Origin of the sequence: Luteibacter sp. 1214 (genome assembly GCF_031455395.1) — a bacterium.
GTDB lineage: Bacteria > Pseudomonadota > Gammaproteobacteria > Xanthomonadales > Rhodanobacteraceae > Luteibacter > Luteibacter mycovicinus.
Window position 1 is genome coordinate 643,341 of record NZ_JAVDSQ010000001.1, and the last position, 19,564, is coordinate 662,904.

Consider the following 19,564-nt stretch of genomic DNA (forward strand, 5'->3'; position numbering starts at 1 on the left):
ATGTACCCCTTAAAAGGCGCGTTGCGGCACGGTGATCACGTCGCCGGGCTGTACCGGGTAGTTGTTGGCCAGATCGCCCTGCTGCAGGATCTTTTCCAGCCGCACGGCGTATGCCTGGGTGGCACCGGCCTCGTTGTGCCGATAGAGCTCGGTGCGATCGGGCGCCGCGAATTCGGTGGTTCCGCCGGCGGCAAGCACCGCGTCCAGCACGGTCATGCCCTGCCGGTACGGCATGGAGATCGGGCTGCGCACGGCGCCCGTCACCCGCACACGGGACAGGTACTCATGGCTGCGCAACGCGGTGAGGATCACGGCGACCTGAGGATCGCGGATGTACTGCACCAGCTTCTGCTGAATTTCCGCACCGACCTGATCGGTCGTACGCCCACCGGCGGCGATGTCGCCGACCAGCGGCACGGTGATCTTGCCGTCGGGACGGACCGGCACGCTGACGCTCAGGTCCGGGTTATGCCAGACGGTGATCTGCAACTGGTCGTCCACGCCGATCAGATAGGACGCGACGACCGGGCTGGCCGCGTCCATCTTCGGTGGTGGAAGGTTGCTTCCCCCGGTGGCGCAGGCCGTCAGCCAGAGAGTGGCTGCGACGGCGGCGACGCGATTCCAACGCTTCATACGGACACCTACCCCTGTGACTTCGCTCGGTCCGTATCGTCATTTCAACCGGGGGCCGCGTCCATTCAACAGCCCGCCTATGCCATTCGACCGACGGGTGATCCGCGGCGTTTTACGCCATGATCGCGTCCAACATGGATATCGCCGCACGCCTCCTCCATCCCGCCGTGCAAGCGTTGCTGCTGGCTCTGTGTTCGACGGCGTTCGTGCTGTGTCGGCGTCCGCGTGCGGCGTGCGCACTCGCGGCGATCGCGCTGATATGGATCTGGCTGGCCGCGACACCGGCGCTGGCGTTGCGTCTGCGCGATGGGCTTGTCGCCGGTGCGCCGGAGACGCCGCGGCACGCCGATGCGATCGTCGTGCTTGGCGGCGGCAAGCTTCCGGTCGGGGACTGGTCACACACGACGACCCGGGCAGGCATGGGGCTGTCGTTATGGCGAGCCGGATGGGCACCGCTGGTGCTGGTGTCGGGCAGCGATCAGGCGATGGACCTCGCGCAGGGCTTCGGACACTCGGGCATGCCGGATGGCGATCTTCGCATCGAAGCGACCAGCCGGAACACGCACGAGAACGCGCGCAACTCGGCCGCCATCCTCGAGGCGGAAGGCCTGCACCATGTACTGCTGGTGACCTCGGCGGTTCACATGCGGCGGGCGGCCGGATGCTTCCGGCATGAGGGTATCGAGGTGACGCCTGTGGCCGCCGACGATCGTCATGCCATGCTGGCCGCGGCGCCACCATGGATACCAACGCGCGGTGCGCTCACCCTGACTGCTCGTGCTCTGCACGAGTATGTGGCCTTATGGATCTACGAACGCCGCCAATGGATATAGCCCGTAACGGTCCGGCGCTCTCAGCGGTCGCCTGTCTCGATCTGCAGTGACGTCTTGCTGTCACGACGAACGAGCCCCGGGCCGAACTGGGTGACCTTTCCGTCCTTCAGCACAACGGTGTAGTCCTTATGGGAGAAGGAGAAGCGGCCGGGACGGCGGTCCAGCCAGCTCATCACCTCGTAGCCGATGATCGTGCGATCGGAGTCGGCCGGGCCGAGTCGATCCAGCACCTCGTCGCGGGGCATTCCCACGTCAAGCCGGGCGACCTTCGACGCCATGCCCGCACAGCCGGCGACCCCCAAGGCGAGGACGGCCACGACGATCGCCTGCTTCATCCTCACTCGCATACCTCGCATGGGTCGGCATTCACCGGATGGTAACGCACCGGCGCAAGTCCATGCGACCTCGCCGGATCAACGAACCGTGGTCGCGGGAGCTGGCATCGGGACGGCTGCCTGACCAACCGGCTTGCCGTGCGCATCCAGCGTATGTCCCAGCGCATCGACGCCGTGGGCATTCGCACGCTGAACCCGCTGGGTTACGCCTGTCGCCGCGCCATCCGTGCTGGCGGCAGCGCCGGCAGCCCCGGTGGTGTTCAGGCCGCGCTCCGTCGCACCCGCTTCCGAGCGGGGCGGAACGGGGGCGGCCGCGGGATTGGCCTGATGCAGCATCCCGGGTGAACCGACCAGTGGAGCCGGCGACGAAGCGGGTGCCGTGACCGGCTTGGGAGCGGGCGCGCTGGCCGGGTTTCCTGCCGGCGCCGACGGCGAATTCGTGGCCGTCTGTGCCATGGCGGCCGTGGCGGCGAAGGCCAGGGATAGCAGGAACATGGGACGCGGACGCATGGCGTTTCCTCGATGCGCCAACAGCGGCGCGTGACAGACCCACGCTAACCCCTCCGGTGTGAAGCCCGCGCGTCCCTGTTAGGCTTCCACGATCCTGCTTCGGAGACCTGGAATGCTGCTTGCCCTTGCCCTCGCCCTGGCCACCGACAACGCCTTCGACGCGCGTGTCCACACCGCGAAGATGCTCGAAAACAACGCCGAGGGGAAAGTCTGGCAGGGCAGACTGTGGGACAGCATCGGCAATCCCGCGACGGACGCGCTGAAGGGCTGCATCGCCAGCAATATGCCGGCGGCCGACCGCCGCCCCTTCACCCTGGTGGCCCGCGTGGCCGCGGACGGGCGCAGCAGCGATGTCGACGTACGGCCGAAGTCGACGGTGGCGACCTGCTTTGCCGGGCAGTTCGCCACCTGGACCCTGCCAAAACCGCCGAAGACGCCGACCCCCTATCCGCTGGAGATCGACGTCACGATGGACTGAAGCTCAGTTCAGTTCGTCGGGATCCGGGCCCATGCGCTTACCTGCATCGAGCGCGGCGATGGCCTTCATTTCATCGGCCGACAGTTCGAAGTCGAACACGTCGATGTTCGACTTGATGCGCTCCGGCGTCGCCGACTTCGGAATCACCATATGGCCGAGCTGCACGTGCCAGCGCAGCACGACCTGGGCCGGTGACTTGCCGTGCGTCTTGCCGATCGAGACGAGGGTCTCGTTCTTCAGCAAGTCGCCGCCCTGACCCAGCGGGCTCCACGCCTCGGTGATGACGTTGTGCTTCGCGTTCGCCGCGACGACATCGCTCTGCGCGAAATCCGGATGCAGTTCGATCTGGTTAACCACCGGCGCCACACCGGTTTCCTTCACGATGCGCTCCAGATGCGCGGGCTGGAAATTGGACACGCCGATCGAGCGGATGCGGCCTTCTTCGCGCAGACGGATGAACGCCTTCCAGGTATCGACGTAGCGATCGTGCTTCGGCGTCGGCCAGTGGATCAGATACATGTCGACGTAGTCGGTGCCGAGCTTCGCGATGCTCGCATCGAAGGCCTTGAGCGTGGCATCGAAGCCCTGCTCCGAGTTCCAGAGCTTGGTGGTCAGGAAGATATCGCCGCGGGCGACGCCGGAGCGTTCGATGCCCTGGCGTACGCCGGCTTCGTTCTTATAGATGGCTGCGGTATCGATCGAGCGATAACCGGCCGCCAGCGCGGCGGATACGGCGTCGGCGGTCTCGCCGTCGGGAATCTGGAAGACACCGAAGCCCAGCTGCGGTGCCTTGTTGCCGTCGTTGAGGTCGAGGACCGGAACGGTAGAGGTCATGCGTCATCTCCTGCAGGGAACCGCCCGATATCATGACGGCGGCCCCGCATTCAACGCGTGACGGGTCAGTCGCCGCGGCTGGCGTAGTGCGTTTCGACGTAGTTGTCGAGGATGGCCACGAACTCGTCGGCGATGTGTTCGCCGCGCAGGGTCATGGCCTTTTCACCGTCGATGAACACCGGCGCGGACGGAGCTTCGCCGTTACCTGGCAGCGAAATACCGATATTGGCGTGCTTGGATTCGCCGGGACCGTTGACGATGCAACCCATCACGGCGAGGGTGAGGTTTTCGACGCCGTCGTACTTCACGCGCCACACGGGCATCTGCTCGCGCACATGTGCCTGCACGGTCTTCGCCAGTTCCTGGAAAAATTCGCTCGTGGTCCGGCCGCAACCCGGACACGCGGTGACCAGCGGCGTGAACGCGCGCAGGCCCATGGTCTGCAGGAGTTCCTGCGCGACGATGACTTCGGCGGTACGCGACTGGCCCGGTTCGGGCGTCAGCGAGATACGGATGGTGTCGCCGATGCCTTCCTGCAGGAGCACGCCCAGCGCGGCGCTGGACGCGGTGATCCCCTTCGAGCCCATGCCGGCCTCGGTCAGGCCCAGGTGCAGGGCGTAATCGCCGCGGCGGGCGAGATCGCGATAGACGGCGATCAGCTCCTGCACGCCGGAGACCTTGCACGACAGGATGATGCGGTCGCGGGACAGGCCGAGGTCCTCGGCGCGGGCGGCGGAATCCAGCGCGGAGCGGATCAGCGCCTCACGGGCGACATGGCCGGCGTCCCAGGGATCGGCGCGGCCGGCGTTCTCGTCCATCAGCGCCGCGACCATGCTCTGGTCGAGCGAACCCCAGTTGGCGCCGATGCGGACCGGCTTGTCGTAGCGGATCGCCATCTGGATGATCGAAGCGAACTGGGCGTCCTTCTTCTTGCCGAAGCCGACGTTGCCCGGATTGATACGGTACTTGGCCAGGGCCTCGGCGCAGGCCGGCTCGCCTTCGAGCAGCTGGTGACCGTTGTAATGGAAGTCGCCGATCAGCGGGACCGACACGCCCATCATGTCCAGCCGTTCGCGAATCCGCGGCACGGCCGCGGCCGCGGCCGGCGTGTTCACGGTGATCCGGACCATTTCGGAGCCGGCACGGGCCAGTTCCGCGACCTGCCTGGTCGTGGACACGGCATCCTCGGTGTCCGTGTTGGTCATCGACTGGACGACGATGGGCGCGCCGCCGCCGACCCGGATACGATCGACGGAAACACCGGTGCTGGGACGGCGGGCGCCGGCTTCCGCGGGACGCGGGCGGCTGAGAAGGTCTTCGGTCATAGCGGGGCATTTTAGCGCAATGGTGTGACTGGAATCCGACTGGCTGCGGCAATCAGGCGGGGCGCCCTGCCCGGTCGGCGATTCGACCCGCCTCACCCCCTGCTCATCCTCCGGCCCGATAAACTCGCCCCCCATGAACGCACGTCACCGCACCCACGGCTTCTCGAGCCGCCTCTTCGCCGAACAGGCCCTCAGCCGCAGCGCCGGCGCCCCCCTCATCGGGGGGAACGCCGTCGAGCTGCTGATCGATGCCCAGGCCCACTTCGACGCCTGGCTCAAGGCCATCGCCAACGCGAAGCGCCATGTCTTCCTCGAGAACTACATCATCCGCGACGACCGGATCGGCCAGGCTTTCCGCGACGCGCTGGTCGAACGCGCGAAGGCCGGCGTCTTCGTCGCGGTGATCGGCGACTGGGGCGGCTGTCTCGGCCAGTCACGCTCGTCGTTCTGGGCGGCCCTGCGTGAAGCCGGCGGACAGGTACGGATCTATAACCCGCCACAGCTGGGCAGCTCGTTCGGCTGGATCAGCCGCGACCATCGCAAGGTTCTGGTGGTCGACGGCGAAGTCGGCTTCCTGTCCGGCGTCTGTCTCAGCGAAAAATGGCTGGGCGACCCCGCCAACGACGTGCCGCCGTGGCGCGACACCGGCGTCGCCCTGCGCGGTCCCGCCGTCGCCGAGATCGAACAGGCCTTCGCGGACAGCTGGCGTGAAGCCGGCGAACCGCTACCCGACGACCCCCGGCTGTCGCCTGTCGCCGGCGCAACCCACGCCGGCGAGGTGTCCTTGCGCGTCATCGCGACCCAGCCCAGCACGGCCGGCATGTATCGCCTCGATCAGATGGTCGCGGCGATGGCGACGAAGACGCTGTGGCTCACCGACGCCTATTTCGTCGGCGTGGCGCCCTATGTGCAGGCCCTCTCCGCCGCCGCTCGCGACGGTGTCGACGTCAGGCTGCTCGTGCCCGGCACCAGCGACATTCCCATGGTCGCCGGGATGTCGCGGTCGGGCTACCGCCCCCTGCTGAAGGCGGGCATCCGCGTCTTCGAATGGAACGGCACGATGCTGCACGCCAAGACGGCCGTGGCCGATGGCCGCTGGGCACGCGTGGGCTCATCCAATCTCAACATCGCCAGCTGGCTGAGCAACCGCGAGATCGACGTGGCTATCGAGGACGTCGGCTTCGCGACGCAACTGGAGGCGCAGTACGAGAAGGACCTGGAGAACGCGACCGAGATCCTGCTGCATCCCAGGCGCCGCCGCTCCGGAAACGAGCGCGTCCGCAGCCGTGCCCCGCACCCGCCCAGGCCGCGTCACGGTGGCGGAAGTTCGAGCCGCGCCGCCGCGGGGGCCCTGCGCATCGCCAATACCGTGGGCGCGGCCATCTCGCAGCATCGCGTGCTGGGCGATACCGAAACCGGGCCGTTGCTGGCAGGCTTCATCGCGGCAGCGGTGCTGACCCTCGTCGCCATCCTCTGGCCCGCGGTGATCGCATGGCCGCTGGCTCTGATCGGCGCATGGTTTACCGTCAATCTTTCAGTGAGCTGGTGGACACTGCGCCGCAAGCGCGTGGCGAAGGCCGCCACGGAAGCGCCGCACGAAGATTGACCAGCCATCGTCGACGCTCATGGCAAGGCGATCAGCCGCGCGGCCGGAACTCCAGCGGCTGCGCCGCACTCTTCGGCGCCACAGGCCCACAGCTCCCACACGACCCGCACCCGTCCCCGCAACTTCCGGTCGCCGCGGCAGGTTGCACACGCTTTCCCAGCGACCGGACCATCACCGGCCTGCCGTCGCGATTGAGCCATGCCGACACCCGCGCCAGCACCCGCGTCGACGTCTTCGGCAGCAGCTTCCGGAACGCCACATACGCCGCGACCGCGACAGCCACGCCGATAACGAAGCCCTGAAACAGTTCGAACGTGCTCATGAAAGCGCCCTCGCGATCTGGTAAGTGGCGAGCGAAGCGAGATATGCCAGGCCGAACAGATAGCCCGCGGCCACCGCCACGTTGCGCCAGGAATTGGTTTCGCGGCGGATGACCGCCAGCGTCGACATGCACTGCGGCGCGAACACGTACCACGCGAGCAACGACAACGCCGTGGCCAGCGACCACGAGTGCGCGATCACGGGCCCGAGCTGCGAGGCGACCGCATCGTCGCTTCCCGACATGGCATACACCGTGCCGAGTGCCGCCACCGCCACTTCGCGCGCGGCAAGGCCGGGCACCAGCGCGATGCAGATCTGCCAGTTGAAGCCGATCGGTGCGAACACGTATTCGAGCAGCCTGCCGAGGCGGCCGGCCAGGCTGTAATCGATGGCGGGCCCCGTGGCTCCTTCCGGCGGTCCGGGGAAACTGGAGAGGAACCACAGCAACACGGTGAGCGCGAGGATGATGCCGCCGACGCGCTTGAGGAAGATCAGCGCGCGCTCCCACAGACCCAGGCCGATGTCTCGCACGTTGGGCAGGCGGTAGGACGGCAACTCCATGATCAGCGCGTGCTCGCTGCGATCCTTGCGCAGGCGCTTGATCACGAAGGCGACCAGCAAGGCGCTGAAGATACCCGCGAAGTACAGCGTGAAAAGCACCACGCCCTGCAGGTTGAAGATGCCCCACACCGTCCGGTCGGGGATGAACGCGGCGATCAGCAGCGTATACACCGGGAGGCGGGCCGAGCAGGTCATCAGCGGCGCGACGAGGATCGTGGTCAGGCGATCGCGCGGATCCTGAATACTGCGCGTGGCCATGATGCCGGGAATCGCGCAGGCGAAGCTCGACAGCAGCGGAATGAACGCCCTGCCCGTCAGGCCGACGCGGAACATCATGCGGTCGAGAAGGAAGGCCGCGCGCGGCAGATAACCCGATTCTTCCAGCACGAGGATGAAGAGAAACAGGATCAGGATCTGCGGCAGGAACACGAGCACCGCGCCCAGACCCGCGAACAGACCGTCGTTGAGCAGGCTGTGCAATGCGCTGTCCCCGGGGAGGAAACCCGTGACCGCCGTGCCCAGCGCGGCGATGCCCGCCTGGATGCCATCCATGACCGGCTGCGCCCAGGAGAACACCGCCTGGAAGATCATGAACATCAGGCCGGCGAGAATCAGCAGACCGAATACCGGGTGCAGCACCCAGCGATCGATCGCGTCGTCGACGGCGGCGGTATCCCGCGGCAACGTGACCGTGTCGGCGAGAATGGACCGCACTTCGGCATGCAGTTGCTCGATCCCGGCGTTGTCGATGTCGGCCGGCTCGATCGCCGGCACCGAGGTATCGATGCGCTGGATCAGGGCCTGTGCGCCACCACGCCTGATCGCGACCGTTTCGACCACGGGCACGCCGAGCCGACGTGACAGCGCGTCCACGTCGATGACCATGCCGCGACGGCGCGCCGCGTCCATCATGTTGAGTGCGAGCACCACGGGCCGACCCAGACGGCGCACTTCGAGCACGAAACGCAGGTGCAGGCGCAGGTTGGTGGCATCGGCCACGCAGACGATCAGATCCGGCGGCGCTTCACCGGGATAACGGCCATAGCAGACGTCGCGCGTGATCGCCTCGTCGGGGCTGGTCGCATCGAAGCTGTACGTGCCGGGCAGATCGAGGATATGCAGCGTGCGACCGGACGGTGCGAGGAAGCGCCCCTCTTTGCGCTCGACGGTCACGCCGGCGTAGTTGGCGACCTTCTGCCGACCGCCGGTGAGCTGGTTGAACAGCGCCGTCTTGCCGCAGTTGGGGTTGCCCACGAGGGCGATGCGCATTGTGGAAGCGCTCATGCGGCACCGTCCACGGCGATCATCACGCGCTCGGCCTCGGTACGGCGCAAGGCGAAACGGGTCGAACCGATCTGGATCAACAGCGGGTCTCCGCCGAGAGGGCCCCGCGCCACGAGGCGCACCGGCTCACCGGACACGAAGCCCAGGTCGCGCAGGCGCTGGGCGATGGGGTCGGCGGGATGGGCATCGGTGACGGACTGGACCACGGCTTTGGCACCTTTCGGCGCGTCGGAGAGGCGCACTGGGATTACTCAAATAAGAACTGTTCGCATTGTATGCCTTTAGCGCGAAGGCTGCACAATGCGCAGGATCGGGACTCAGGCGTTTATGATCTTGCGCCTCAGTCCCCGGAGAACGCCCATGTCAGCTGTCGAACTCACCCGCGAAGGCAGCACCGCCCGGCTCGTCATGAACCGGCCCGAGGTGCATAACGCCTTCGACGACGGTCTGATCGCGGACCTGACCGCCGCGATCGACGAGCTCGACCGCGACGACAGCGTGCGTGCCGTCGTGCTGACCGGCGCCGGAGCGAGCTTCTCCGCGGGTGCCGACCTCCACTGGATGCGCGGCATGGCGACGGCCAGCGAGGCGGACAATCTCGCCGACTCGCTGCGGCTGGCGACGCTCATGCGCCGACTGCAATTTCTTTCGAAGCCGACCATCGCGCGGATCAACGGCGCGGCGTTCGGCGGCGGCGTGGGCCTGATCGCCTGCTGCGACATCGCCGTGGCGGTCGACGGCGCACGCTTCGCGCTGTCCGAGGTGAAGCTCGGCCTCGTCCCCGCGGTGATCTCGCCGTATGTCGTCGCGGCGATCGGCCTGCGCCAGTCGCGTCGTCTGTTTCTGACCGGCGAGATCTTCGACAGCGCCGCCGCGCTGGCGCACGGGCTGGTGCATGAAGTCGTCCCTGGCAACGACCTCGACGGCGCGGTGGACCGGCTTGTCGGCTTGCTGAGCAAGGGTGGCCCCGCCGCGCAGCGTGAGGCGAAAAGCCTCGCCCTGAGCATGGGCGGTCAGTCGCCGGAAGCTATGGAGAAAACCGACGCGGTCAACGCGGCACTCATTGCGAAACTGCGCGTTTCCGCCGAGGGGCAGGACGGGCTGTCCGCCTTCCTCGATAAGGCATCTCCGTCTTGGTTGCGCTGATCCGTTACGGCATCGCGACCATCCTGCTGGCCGCCGCCCCCTGCATCGCGGCGGAAAGCCTCACCGAGCGGATCGACGCCCATATCGCCCAGCCACGCTTCGCCGCGGCATCGTGGGGCATCGCGGTGGTCTCGCTGGAGGACGGGCATACCGTCTACGCGCACGACGAAGGGCGCCTGCTGCTGCCCGCGTCGACGGCCAAGCTCTACACGGCGGCGTTCGCTCTGGATCGCCTTGGCCCGGACTACCGCACGCATACCGATGTCCTCGCCGCAGGCTCGATCGCACGCGGGCGCCTGCATGGCTCACTCGTCCTGCGCGGTCGGGGCGACCCGACCCTGTCCGGCGACGAATGGGCCGAGCAACTGGCGGCCCGGATCGGCGAACGCGGGATCCGCCGCGTCGATGGCGCGGTGATCGGCGACGACACCGTTTTCTCGGGGCCCGCGATCGGATCGGGCTGGGAAGCATCCGACCTTCAGGCGGCGTACGGCGCGGCGGCGGGTGGGCTGGACGTCGACGAGAACACGATGACGGTCGCCCTGTCGCAAAGCGGTGTGGACGTCGCACCCGCCGACGCGGCCGTCACCGTCGCGGCCCAGCCAAGGGATGGCGTGGAGCTTTACCGGGCGCCAGGCTCGTCGACCGTTCATGTGCTCGGCGGCGTCGCCGAGGGCGGCGCCACGAAGCGCATCCGCCTGTCCCTGCCCGACCCGGCGCTCAGCGCGGCGCGGCGCCTGCAGGCCGCGCTGATCAGGCAAGGCATCCGTGTCGATGGCGAAGCACGAAGCGTCCACTGGCCGGTCGCCGCACCCACGGGCGAAACCATCGCAAGCGTCCCGTCGCCGACCCTCGGCGACATCCTTCGCACAGGCCTGAAACGTTCGCAGAACCTCTACCTGCAGAGCGTCTTCCTGCTCACCGGGCTGGAAACTGCGGAAGCCTGTAGCGCTCAGACTTCCTCCGCCAACTCGCCCGATGGCCCCGGCTCAGGTAGGAGCCAGCCCTGCTGGCGAAACAACCTTGCCACAGTCCCCAAAGAAGACCTCGCCGCTGAAGCCCTCACCCACTGGCTATCCACCAAAGCCATAGGCCCGTCCTCCACCACGCTCGACGAAGGCACCGGTCTCTCCCGCCACGACCTGACCACGCCCGCTTCGCTGGTGCGACTCCTGACCTTCATGGACAGATCTCCGCAGGCCGCCGCATGGCGCGATCTGCTGCCCGTCGCAGGGGTCGACGGCACGCTCGTCAACCGCATGCGCGGGACGGCGGCCGAAGCCAACGTACAGGCGAAGACCGGCAGCATGAGCTTTGTCAACACGCTGGCCGGCTACGTGACGACCCGCAGCGGCGAACGGCTGGCGTTCGCCATCATGCTCAACAACTACCGGGCACCGCCGCATAGCGCGGAGACGGTGCCTCCGGTCTCGTCCGAGGTCGATGCGGTTGCGGTGATGCTGGCGGAGGCCGAGGGTCATCTTTGACCGGCTTGGGAACCGACTCGCACCGTGCGCCGCGGACCGGTGAAAGCGAATGCCGTCAGCGACGCCCGTCGACCGGCCGCCTCAGCCCAGCACGTTGGGCAGATCCTTCCCGATCTTCTCCGGTGTGTCGGTCGGCGCGTAGCGCTCGACCACCTGCCCCTCGCGATCCACCAGGAACTTGGTGAAGTTCCACTTGATGCCTTCGGTACCCAGCAAGCCCTTTTTCTCCGCCTTCAGCCACCGATACAGCGGATGCGCATGCTCACCGTTGACTTCGACCTTGGCGAACATCGGAAAGCTGACGTCATAGGTGAGCGAGCAGAAGTTGCGGATCTCGGCTTCGTCGCCGGGCTCCTGATGACCGAACTGATCGCACGGAAAACCCAGGACCTCGAAGCCGCGCGCGGCATATTCCTTCTGCAGGGACTCCAGGCCTTTGTACTGCGGCGTGAAGCCGCACTTCGAAGCCACGTTGACGACCAGCAAGGCCTTGCCTTTGAACTCCGCCAGCGACCGCTCGTTGCCGTCGATATCGCGGGCCGAAAAATCATAGATGCTGGTCATGCGGGCTTTCCTTGAAAGGGAATGGACCCGCCAAGTCTACGCCCGCCGCTCCGGCCATGGGCTGGCTTGGGCTACCATGGACGTCTTTCCGGCTGGAGCCTGACGCCCCGTGATCCGTTTTGCCGCCGCTTCCAAGTCCTATCGTGTCGAGGGAGCGCTCGTCCCCGCGCTCGAGCCCGTCGATCTCACCATCGAGCGCGGCGAGGTGTTCGGCATCATCGGTCATTCCGGCGCCGGCAAATCCACCATGCTGCGCCTGATCAACCTGCTCGAACGGCCCACCGCCGGCCAGGTCTTCATCGAGGACCGTGACGTCACGCACGCCGAGGGTGCCAACCTGCGTCGGCTTCGCGCGGGCATCGGCATGATCTTCCAGCACTTCAACCTGCTGTCGTCGCGGACGGTGGCGGACAACGTCGCGTTCCCGCTGCGCCTGCACGGTGGCATGAGCGACGCCGAGATCGCCGCACGCGTCGACGAACTGCTTTCGCTGGTGGGTCTCACCGCACATGCGCGGAAATTCCCCGCGCAGCTTTCCGGTGGCCAGAAGCAGCGCGTAGGCATCGCGCGCGCGCTGGCCAGCAAGCCATCGATCCTGCTTTGCGACGAAGCGACCAGCGCGCTCGACCCGCAGACCACGGCATCCGTGCTGGAACTGCTGGCCGATATCAACCGTCGCCTCAACCTGACCGTCGTACTGATCACACACGAGATGGATGTGATCCGTCGCGTGTGCGACCGCGTCGCGGTGCTCGATGCGGGACGCGTCGTGGAAGTCGGCGACGTCGCCGATGTCTTCCTGCATCCGCAGCATCCCACCACACGACGCTTCGTCGCGGAAGCCGACCATCGTGAAGGCCGTGGCCCGGAATTCCCGGGTGTCGACGGGCGCCTGTTCCGCCTTTCGTTCCGTGGCGACGCGACCTACTCGCCCCTGCTCTCTCGCGTGGTGCGCGATAACGGCATCGAATACAACCTGCTCTCCGGCCGCGTCGACCGGATCAAGGACACACCTTACGGCCAGCTCACCCTGGCCATGAACGGCGAACGTCTGGAGGACGCGCTGGCGCAGATCCGCGCCGCGGGCGTCGACATCGAGGAGGTGGCCCGATGAGCCCCATGCAGACCCTGTTTCCCAACATCGACTGGCCGGAAATCGGCCAGGCCTGCGTCGACACCCTGCTGATGCTGGGCGGCTCCCTGCTGTTCACGCTGGTGCTGGGGCTGCCACTGGGTATCTGGCTGTTCCTGAGCGCCCGCGGCCAGCTCCACGCCCGGCCAAAACTGTACTCGGCGCTGTCGCTGGTGGTGAATGTCCTGCGCTCGATCCCCTTCATCATCCTGATGATCCTGCTGATCCCGCTGACTCAGGCGATCACGGGCGTCAGCATCGGCATCCGCGGCGCCATCGTGCCGCTGGTGATCGGCGCCGCACCGTTCTTCGCCCGTCTCGTGGAAACCGCGCTGCGCGAAGTGGAGCGCGGCGTTATCGAAGCCAGCCAGGCCATGGGCGCCACGACGATCCAGATCGTCACGCGCGTACTTCTGCCCGAGGCACGCCCGGGGCTGATCGCCGCGACGACGGTCACCGCCGTGGCCCTGGTCGGCTATACCGCAATGGGCGGTATCGTGGGCGCGGGTGGCCTGGGCGCCCTGGCCTATCAGTACGGCTATAACGGCTACAAACCCGACTACATGCTGGTCACGGTGGCCCTGCTCGTGGTGCTGGTGCAGATTCTGCAGTCGCTGGGCGACCGCCTGGTGCTTCGCTATACCCGCCGCTGAGTCATTCTTTGCATACGGCGGTATGGACGTCTATGCTGGCGCACCGCACCATCCGCCACGGACGTCCACCATGAAGAAGTACCTGCTGCCTCTTACCGCCGCCCTCGCCGTTTTCGTCGCGGGCTGTTCAGGCAGCGCGGACGGCGGCAAGGCGGATCCTTCGGCGACGCTCACCATCGCGGCCACACCCGTGCCGCATGCGGAGATCCTCAAGGAGATCAAGCCCCTGCTGGCCCGGCAGGGTGTGAACATCGAGATCAAGGTGTTCACCGATTACGTCCAGCCGAACATGCAGGTCGCGCAGAAGCAGATCGACGCCAACTTCTTCCAGACCGAGCCGTATCTCGACGCTTTCAATAAAGAGCGCGGTACCGACCTGGTCAAGGTGGTGGGCGTGCATATCGAACCTTTCGGCGCGTACTCGAAGAAGTTCACCTCGATCGACCAGCTGCCGGACGGCGCCGATGTCGTCATCCCCAATGACCCGAGCAACAACAGCCGCGCGCTGCTGCTTCTGGCCGGGCACGGCCTGGTCAAGCTGAAGAATCCCGACGATCGCCTCGCCACGCTGAAAGACGTGGTCGAGAACCCGAAGCACCTGAAATTCCGCGAGCTGGAGGCGGCCATGCTGCCGCGCGTGCTCGACCAGGTCGACCTCGCCCTGATCAACACCAACTACGCGCTGGCGGCCAAGCTCAACCCGGTCAAGGACGCGCTGCTGATCGAGGACAAGAACTCGCCGTACGTGAACTTCCTGGTCAGCCGTGCCGACAACAAGGACGATCCGCGCGTGCAGAAGCTCGCCGCGGCCCTCACCTCGCCCGAGGTGAAGGCCTTCATCGAGAAGAACTACGGCGGCGCCGTGCTGCCGGCGTTCTGAACCGGCATATCGAACACCTTGCGCAGGTAAGCGACGTACTCCAGATCGTCGCTCATGTTCTTGCCCGGTGAGTCTGAAATCTTCGCTACGGGCTGACCGTTGCATCGGGTCATCTTGATGACGATGTTGATCGGCGCCGGCCCCACGTCGTTCGTGAGGTTGGTGCCGACGCCGAACGACAGCAGACAGCGACCGTCGAAATGACGGTAGAGGTCCATCACACGCGGAATGTCCAGGCTGTCGCTGAAGACGAGCGTCTTGGTCCGCGGGTCCACACGGTTCGCCACGTAATGAGCCAGTACGCGGTCGCCCCATACGAAGGGGTCCCCGGAGTCGTGGCGCGCACCGTCGAACAGCTTGCAGAAATACATGTCGAAGTCACGCAGGAACGCCTCCAGTCCGTAGACGTCGGATAGCGCGATGCCGAGATCGCCACGGTATTCGCGGGCCCACGCCTCGAGCGCGGCGGTCTGCGAGTCGCGCAGACGCGGTCCCAGCGACTGAAACGCCTGCAGGTATTCGTGCGCCATGCTGCCGATGGGTACCAGACCCTGCCGCATCGCCAGCCACACATTGCTCGTACCCGCCAGTTGCGGACCCAGCCCCCTGGCGAGCGTCGCCAGCATCTCGTCATGCCATGCCTGCGAGAACCGACGACGGGTGCCGTAGTCGGCGATGCGTACGCGCTCGAAGCCCGGGGTGTCGCGCAGCAGCGCGATCTTCGCCTCCAGGCGCGCCCTGCCCTCCGTCAGATCGATGTCCGGCTGTGTCGCACGGTAGTACAGCTCGTTCACGATCGCCAGCAGCGGCACCTCGAACATGATCGTGTGCAGCCACGGGCCCTCGATCACGATATCGATCTCGCCATGGGCCTCCGCCGAGGGCGCGATCGACACATACTTGGCGTTGAGGTGGAAGAGACCCAGGAAGTCGACGAAGTCGCTCTCGATGAAGCGCAGACCTCGCAGATAATCCAGTTCCGCGTCGGTGAATCGCAGCGCGCACAGGCCGTCGAGTTCCTCGCGGATACGACCGATCAGCGGGACCAGATCGACGCCCGGCGTGCGGCAGCGAAAGCGATATTCCACCTGAGCCGCCGGGTACTGATGCAGCACCACCTGCATCATCGTGAACTTGTAGAGGTCGGTGTCCAGCAGCGAGGTGATGATCATGCGCTCGCCCCGGTCAGCCCGATCTGCTTGTCGACCGCGTCCACGAAGGCTTCCGTACCGGGCCACGACGTAATCCGTCCCAGCTTGCGGCCGCGATGGAAGAGGAAGAACGCCGGGATGCCATGCAGCCCGAAACGCGTGGCCATCGCCGGATCGTCATAGACGTTGTCGTGCAGCCAGCGCACCTGCGGCCAGCTGAAGCTTTCGGGCGTAAGCAGCATCTGTCGCTTGGCGATGTCGCAGTTGGGACAATCGCGCCCCCACAGGAACAGGATCGCGATGCGGTTGTCGTCCTTCGCCAGCTCGGCGTCGAGGGCGGTATCGACCACCTTCTGCATCGGGAACTGTTCGAAGAAGCGGGGAACGGTGGTGTCGGCCATGGTGAATCCGTGATCGGGTCGATCCCCCGAGGTGGGGACGATGAGGGGATAATCCGAGGGTACAACCGCCAAGGATTCCCCGTGCGCGCTTTCATCGGTCTCGCCCTGCTCCTCACCGCCTCGCTCACTCAGGCGGCCACGCTGACCCTGGATACGGGCAAGGGGCCTCAGCGGATCACCACGGAGCAGCTTCTGGGCCGGCCCGACGTGCGCGCCATCGACGTGCCTGGCGACGTGTCGTACCACGCGACCATGCATTATCGGGCCATACCGCTGAAGGCCCTGCTGGGCGGGGTGGATCCCGCGGCGCATCTTCAGTTCGTCGCCCTGGACGGCTTCGCGGCCGAGATTCCCGCGGCGCTGGCGCTGCAGGCCCGCGCCGAGGCCTGGCTGGCGATCGAGCCTGCCGACGCGCCCTGGCCGAAGCTGGGCCCCGACAAGCCAGGCGCTGGCCCGTTCTACCTGGTCTGGCTGCATCCGGAGGCGGGCCACGTCGGCTCCGAGCAGTGGCCCTATCAGGTGGCGACCATCCGCGTGCTGGCGGACCCGGCGTCCCGGTTCCCGAAGATGCGCCCGGCGCCCGGCCTTGCCAGCAGCGATCCGGTGATGCGAGGGTTCGCGGTGTTCCAGCGCGACTGCATCACCTGCCACACGCTCAACGGCCAGGGCGACGCGAAACTCGGGCCGGATCTGAATATCCCGCACAGCCCGACCGAATACCTGCGCGACGACATGTTCCGCGTACTCGTCCGCAACCCGCAGGACCTGCGTCACTGGCCGCAGGCGAAGATGCCGGGGTTCGACCGCAATGCACTCTCGGATGCCGACCTGGACGATCTGGTGGCGTATCTGAAGCATATGGCGGGGAGAAAGGCCGCGCCCTGAGCGACGGCGTCACGCCACCGGCTTACCCTCCACGATCAACTCGCTCGACGCCCGGTGATAAACCTCGAGATCTAGAATCCCGCGCTCCCGGGCCACGAGCACCGGCACCACCATCTGCCCGGTCACGTTGGTCATCGTACGCATCATGTCCAGAATGCGATCGATGGCGACCAGGTAGCCGATACCCTCCAGTGGCAAGCCGGCCGAACTCAGCACCAGCGTCACCATGACCGTCGCCGTACCTGGCACCCCCGCCGTGCCAAATGAACCCAGCACCGAGGCCAGCAGGATCACCACGTACTGCGCGGGCTGCAGGTCGAGATGGAAATACTGCGCGATGAAAACCGCCGAGATCGCCGGGTAGATCGCTCCGCACCCATCCATCTTGATGCTCGCGCCCAGCGGCACCGCAAACGCGGCGTATTCCTCCTTCACGCCCATGTTGCGCACCACGCTACGCAGCGCGATGGGCATGGCGGCGAAGCTCGACGACGAGGTGAAGGCCACCTGCATCGCCGGAAATGCGGCACGGAAAAATTTCACCGGATTGAGGCCGTGCGTCAGCAACAGGCCACCGTAGACGAAGACGATCTGCAGCGCGCAGGCGAGATACAGCGCGCCGACGAAGGTCGCCAGGGGCAGCAGCTTCTCGAACCCATAACTTCCCACCAGCGCGGCGATAAGACCGAAAGTGCCGATCGGCGTCACCTCGAGCACGAAGCGCGTGACCTGAATCATCGCGTCGTTCGCCTCGCCTGCCAGGGCCCGCAACCGGGCCGACTTCTCGCCGATCTTCACGAGCGCAAGGCCAAGCAGCCCGGCGAAGAAGATGACCTGCAGAATTTTCCCTTCGCTCAGGGCCCTGAACGGGTTCGCAGGCACGATGTCGAGCAGCACCTTCACCGGCTCGGGCACGTCCTTCGGATGCCAGCCGGTCGGCGTCGTCAGACCCTCGACACCGAGTCCCGGCCGCAGGACATGCGCAACGAGCAATCCCACGAACACCGCCAGACTCGCCGTCGCGGCGAACCACGCGAACGTGCGTCCACCCAATGCAGCGACATCCTTCACGCCGTGCAGGCTCGACACGCTGTGTAGTACGGCGAAGAACACCAGAGGCACGGCGATCATCTTGATCAGCGTGACATAGAGCGTGCCGAACGGGCCGAACCACGTCGCCGCGTCGGGCCCGATGAGCCAGCCGGCCAGCGCGCCGAGGACGAAACCCGCCGCTACCCGCTTCCAGAAGCGGACGCGGAACCACGATGTGAACAAGGACATGAGACGTGCCAGGCAAGGGCAATGAATCACGATACAACGCGGTGTAGCCGTCTGGACGGCCAATGCCGAACGCTGTGTTTCCTCTCGCGAACGCTGAGGGGTTGATATACCTCGAAGGAGCATACATGACCGACCAGAACGTGCTTTTCCAGCCCTTTCGTGCTGGCGACATCGAACTCGCCAACCGTATCGTCATGGCGCCGTTGACCCGCGACCGATCGGGTCCGGATCGCGTGCCGCGTGCACTCGCGGTCGAATATTACGCCCAGCGCAGCACCGCCGGGCTCATCGTATCCGAGGCGACGCAGATTTCACCGCAGGGTCAGGGCTACCTCGATACGCCGGGTATCTACAACAGCGCGCAGGTCCGCGGCTGGAAGCGCGTTACCGACGCCGTGCACGCCCGCGGAGGAAAAATCGTCCTTCAGCTGTGGCATGTCGGCCGCATTTCACACACCAGCCTTCAACCCGGCGGTAAAGCGCCGGTCGCACCTTCGGCGATTCGCGCCGACGGCAAGACCTTCACGGCCCACGGGATGGAACAGGTCTCCGCGCCGCGAGCGCTCACGGCCGGTGAGATTCCGCTGATCGTCAATGACTAACGCCGCGCGACCGAACTCGCTCTCGACGCCGGGTTCGACGGCGTCGAAGTGCACGCCGCCAATGGTTACCTGATCGATCAGTTCCTGCGCGACAAGACCAATCGTCGCGACGATGCCTGGGGCGGCAGTATCCCCAATCGTCTACGTTTCCTCCGCGCCGTCCTGGATGCCGTCATCGGCGTGGCAGGCAGCGGCCGTACGGGCATCCGCATCTCGCCGACGACGCCGGCAAACGACATCGCTGACTCCGAGCCGACGAAGCTGTTCAATGCGGTGATCGACGACCTGAAAACACGGCATCTGGCTTACACCCATGTGATCGAAGGCGCCACGGGCGGCCCTCGCGACGTCCTTCCGTTCGACTACGACGCCTTCCGCGTCCGGCACGGCGGAACCTGGATGGTCAACAACGGTTACGACCGTGCCATGGCCGTCGATGCGGTGCGCAGCGGGCACGCCGACCTGGTGGCGTTCGGACGTCCGTTTATCGCCAACCCGGACCTGGTCGACCGGTTGCGTGAAGGGCACCCGCTGGCCAAGCCGAACCCGAAGACGCTCTATGGGGGCGGTGCGGAGGGTTATACGGATTATCCGGCGTTTGCCGGGTAAGTCGCCGCCGATCCATCGCGAGCAGGGTTGGCTCCGTCGTCGGGAGCGAACCC

21 protein-coding genes and 1 pseudogene are annotated in these 19,564 nt (G+C 66.3%); 10 read left to right on the top strand and 12 right to left on the bottom strand.

All coding sequences use genetic code 11. From position 1 onward, the window contains the following. Window positions 1-9 precede the first annotated feature (9 nt). Complete coding sequence (locus J2X57_RS02470) at window positions 10-633, bottom strand: XrtA/PEP-CTERM system exopolysaccharide export protein (RefSeq protein ID WP_036113560.1); 624 nt, start codon at window positions 631-633, stop codon at window positions 10-12. A gap of 119 nt (window positions 634-752) precedes the next feature. Here J2X57_RS02470 and J2X57_RS02475 point away from each other — a divergent pair, with 119 nt between their 5' ends. Beyond that, entirely contained in the window at window positions 753-1,466 is a 714-nt protein-coding gene (locus tag J2X57_RS02475) for a YdcF family protein (RefSeq protein ID WP_309863408.1), read from the top strand. Between the two features lie 20 nt (window positions 1,467-1,486). Here the strand turns inward: J2X57_RS02475 and J2X57_RS02480 are convergent, their stop codons facing one another. Both J2X57_RS02480 and J2X57_RS02485 read right to left on the bottom strand, forming a co-directional pair. Beyond that, window positions 1,487-1,801 (bottom strand): cellulose biosynthesis cyclic di-GMP-binding regulatory protein BcsB, encoded by a 315-nt coding sequence (locus J2X57_RS02480; RefSeq protein ID WP_036113562.1) that lies wholly within the window; start codon window positions 1,799-1,801, stop codon window positions 1,487-1,489. A 78-nt stretch (window positions 1,802-1,879) separates the two neighbouring features. Beyond that, complete coding sequence (locus J2X57_RS02485; RefSeq protein ID WP_309863411.1) at window positions 1,880-2,311, bottom strand: hypothetical protein; 432 nt, start codon at window positions 2,309-2,311, stop codon at window positions 1,880-1,882. Window positions 2,312-2,423: 112 nt separating this feature from the next. Here J2X57_RS02485 and J2X57_RS02490 point away from each other — a divergent pair, with 112 nt between their 5' ends. After that, a complete protein-coding gene (locus J2X57_RS02490; protein WP_309863413.1) occupies window positions 2,424-2,789 on the top strand; it encodes a peptidase C13 in 366 nt (121 codons plus the stop codon). Between the two features lie 3 nt (window positions 2,790-2,792). Here J2X57_RS02490 and J2X57_RS02495 read toward each other — a convergent pair whose 3' ends face one another. Both J2X57_RS02495 and ispG read right to left on the bottom strand, forming a co-directional pair. After that, entirely contained in the window at window positions 2,793-3,623 is an 831-nt protein-coding gene (locus tag J2X57_RS02495) for an aldo/keto reductase (RefSeq protein WP_309863416.1), read from the bottom strand. Window positions 3,624-3,688: 65 nt separating this feature from the next. Beyond that, window positions 3,689-4,948 carry a flavodoxin-dependent (E)-4-hydroxy-3-methylbut-2-enyl-diphosphate synthase gene (gene ispG, locus J2X57_RS02500; protein WP_036113567.1) on the bottom strand — a complete coding sequence of 420 codons (1,260 nt, stop codon included), beginning with the start codon at window positions 4,946-4,948 and terminating at the stop codon, window positions 3,689-3,691. 133 nt (window positions 4,949-5,081) lie between these two features. On the opposite strand from ispG, the gene J2X57_RS02505 reads away from it, so the two are divergent. Further along, window positions 5,082-6,554 carry a phospholipase D-like domain-containing protein gene (locus tag J2X57_RS02505; RefSeq protein WP_036113569.1) on the top strand — a complete coding sequence of 491 codons (1,473 nt, stop codon included), beginning with the start codon at window positions 5,082-5,084 and terminating at the stop codon, window positions 6,552-6,554. A 31-nt stretch (window positions 6,555-6,585) separates the two neighbouring features. On the opposite strand, the gene J2X57_RS02510 is transcribed toward J2X57_RS02505, so the two are convergent. Genes J2X57_RS02510 through J2X57_RS02520 form a run of 3 tightly spaced genes read right to left on the bottom strand, consistent with a single transcriptional unit; the run spans window position 6,586 to window position 8,962 of the window. Then, complete coding sequence (locus J2X57_RS02510) at window positions 6,586-6,876, bottom strand: DUF6587 family protein (RefSeq protein ID WP_043693748.1); 291 nt, start codon at window positions 6,874-6,876, stop codon at window positions 6,586-6,588. Continuing rightward, complete coding sequence (gene feoB / locus J2X57_RS02515) at window positions 6,873-8,720, bottom strand: ferrous iron transport protein B (protein WP_036113572.1); 1,848 nt, start codon at window positions 8,718-8,720, stop codon at window positions 6,873-6,875. Before feoB ends, J2X57_RS02510 begins: the two co-directional genes overlap by 4 nt. Beyond that, window positions 8,717-8,962, bottom strand: coding sequence for a FeoA family protein (locus J2X57_RS02520; RefSeq protein WP_036113574.1), 246 nt, complete (start codon window positions 8,960-8,962; stop codon window positions 8,717-8,719). Before J2X57_RS02520 ends, feoB begins: the two co-directional genes overlap by 4 nt. Window positions 8,963-9,080: 118 nt before the next feature. On the opposite strand from J2X57_RS02520, the gene J2X57_RS02525 reads away from it, so the two are divergent. Together J2X57_RS02525 and dacB are read left to right on the top strand one after the other, a co-directional pair. After that, window positions 9,081-9,866: an enoyl-CoA hydratase/isomerase family protein gene (locus J2X57_RS02525; protein ID WP_309863429.1), complete on the top strand. Its 786-nt coding sequence runs from the start codon at window positions 9,081-9,083 to the stop codon at window positions 9,864-9,866. Then, a complete protein-coding gene (dacB, locus tag J2X57_RS02530; RefSeq protein ID WP_309863432.1) occupies window positions 9,854-11,353 on the top strand; it encodes a D-alanyl-D-alanine carboxypeptidase/D-alanyl-D-alanine-endopeptidase in 1,500 nt (499 codons plus the stop codon). Before J2X57_RS02525 ends, dacB begins: the two co-directional genes overlap by 13 nt. 81 nt (window positions 11,354-11,434) lie before the next feature. On the opposite strand, the gene J2X57_RS02535 is transcribed toward dacB, so the two are convergent. After that, complete coding sequence (locus J2X57_RS02535; protein ID WP_036113577.1) at window positions 11,435-11,917, bottom strand: glutathione peroxidase; 483 nt, start codon at window positions 11,915-11,917, stop codon at window positions 11,435-11,437. A 109-nt stretch (window positions 11,918-12,026) separates the two neighbouring features. On the opposite strand from J2X57_RS02535, the gene J2X57_RS02540 reads away from it, so the two are divergent. The 3 genes from J2X57_RS02540 to J2X57_RS02550 all read left to right on the top strand — a co-directional run bounded on the left by J2X57_RS02540 (window position 12,027) and on the right by J2X57_RS02550 (window position 14,582). Then, window positions 12,027-13,031, top strand: coding sequence for a methionine ABC transporter ATP-binding protein (locus J2X57_RS02540; RefSeq protein WP_308847114.1), 1,005 nt, complete (start codon window positions 12,027-12,029; stop codon window positions 13,029-13,031). Continuing rightward, entirely contained in the window at window positions 13,028-13,702 is a 675-nt protein-coding gene (locus tag J2X57_RS02545) for a methionine ABC transporter permease (protein ID WP_036113583.1), read from the top strand. The genes J2X57_RS02540 and J2X57_RS02545 overlap by 4 nt, the downstream gene beginning before the upstream one ends. A gap of 70 nt (window positions 13,703-13,772) precedes the next feature. Then, complete coding sequence (locus J2X57_RS02550) at window positions 13,773-14,582, top strand: MetQ/NlpA family ABC transporter substrate-binding protein (protein WP_309863439.1); 810 nt, start codon at window positions 13,773-13,775, stop codon at window positions 14,580-14,582. Here J2X57_RS02550 and pncB read toward each other — a convergent pair. After that, entirely contained in the window at window positions 14,552-15,754 is a 1,203-nt protein-coding gene (pncB, locus tag J2X57_RS02555) for a nicotinate phosphoribosyltransferase (protein WP_036113594.1), read from the bottom strand. The genes J2X57_RS02550 and pncB overlap by 31 nt on opposite strands. Further along, window positions 15,751-16,134: a thioredoxin family protein gene (locus J2X57_RS02560; RefSeq protein ID WP_309863442.1), complete on the bottom strand. Its 384-nt coding sequence runs from the start codon at window positions 16,132-16,134 to the stop codon at window positions 15,751-15,753. Before J2X57_RS02560 ends, pncB begins: the two co-directional genes overlap by 4 nt. Window positions 16,135-16,215: 81 nt before the next feature. Here J2X57_RS02560 and J2X57_RS02565 point away from each other — a divergent pair, with 81 nt between their 5' ends. Further along, window positions 16,216-17,019, top strand: coding sequence for a cytochrome c (locus J2X57_RS02565; protein WP_309863445.1), 804 nt, complete (start codon window positions 16,216-16,218; stop codon window positions 17,017-17,019). A 9-nt stretch (window positions 17,020-17,028) separates the two neighbouring features. Here J2X57_RS02565 and J2X57_RS02570 read toward each other — a convergent pair whose 3' ends face one another. Continuing rightward, complete coding sequence (locus tag J2X57_RS02570) at window positions 17,029-18,300, bottom strand: dicarboxylate/amino acid:cation symporter (RefSeq protein ID WP_309863448.1); 1,272 nt, start codon at window positions 18,298-18,300, stop codon at window positions 17,029-17,031. A gap of 125 nt (window positions 18,301-18,425) precedes the next feature. Between J2X57_RS02570 and J2X57_RS02575 the strand changes: the two are divergent. Beyond that, window positions 18,426-19,511: pseudogene (locus J2X57_RS02575) on the top strand (alkene reductase). The last annotated feature ends 53 nt before the right edge of the window (window positions 19,512-19,564 follow it).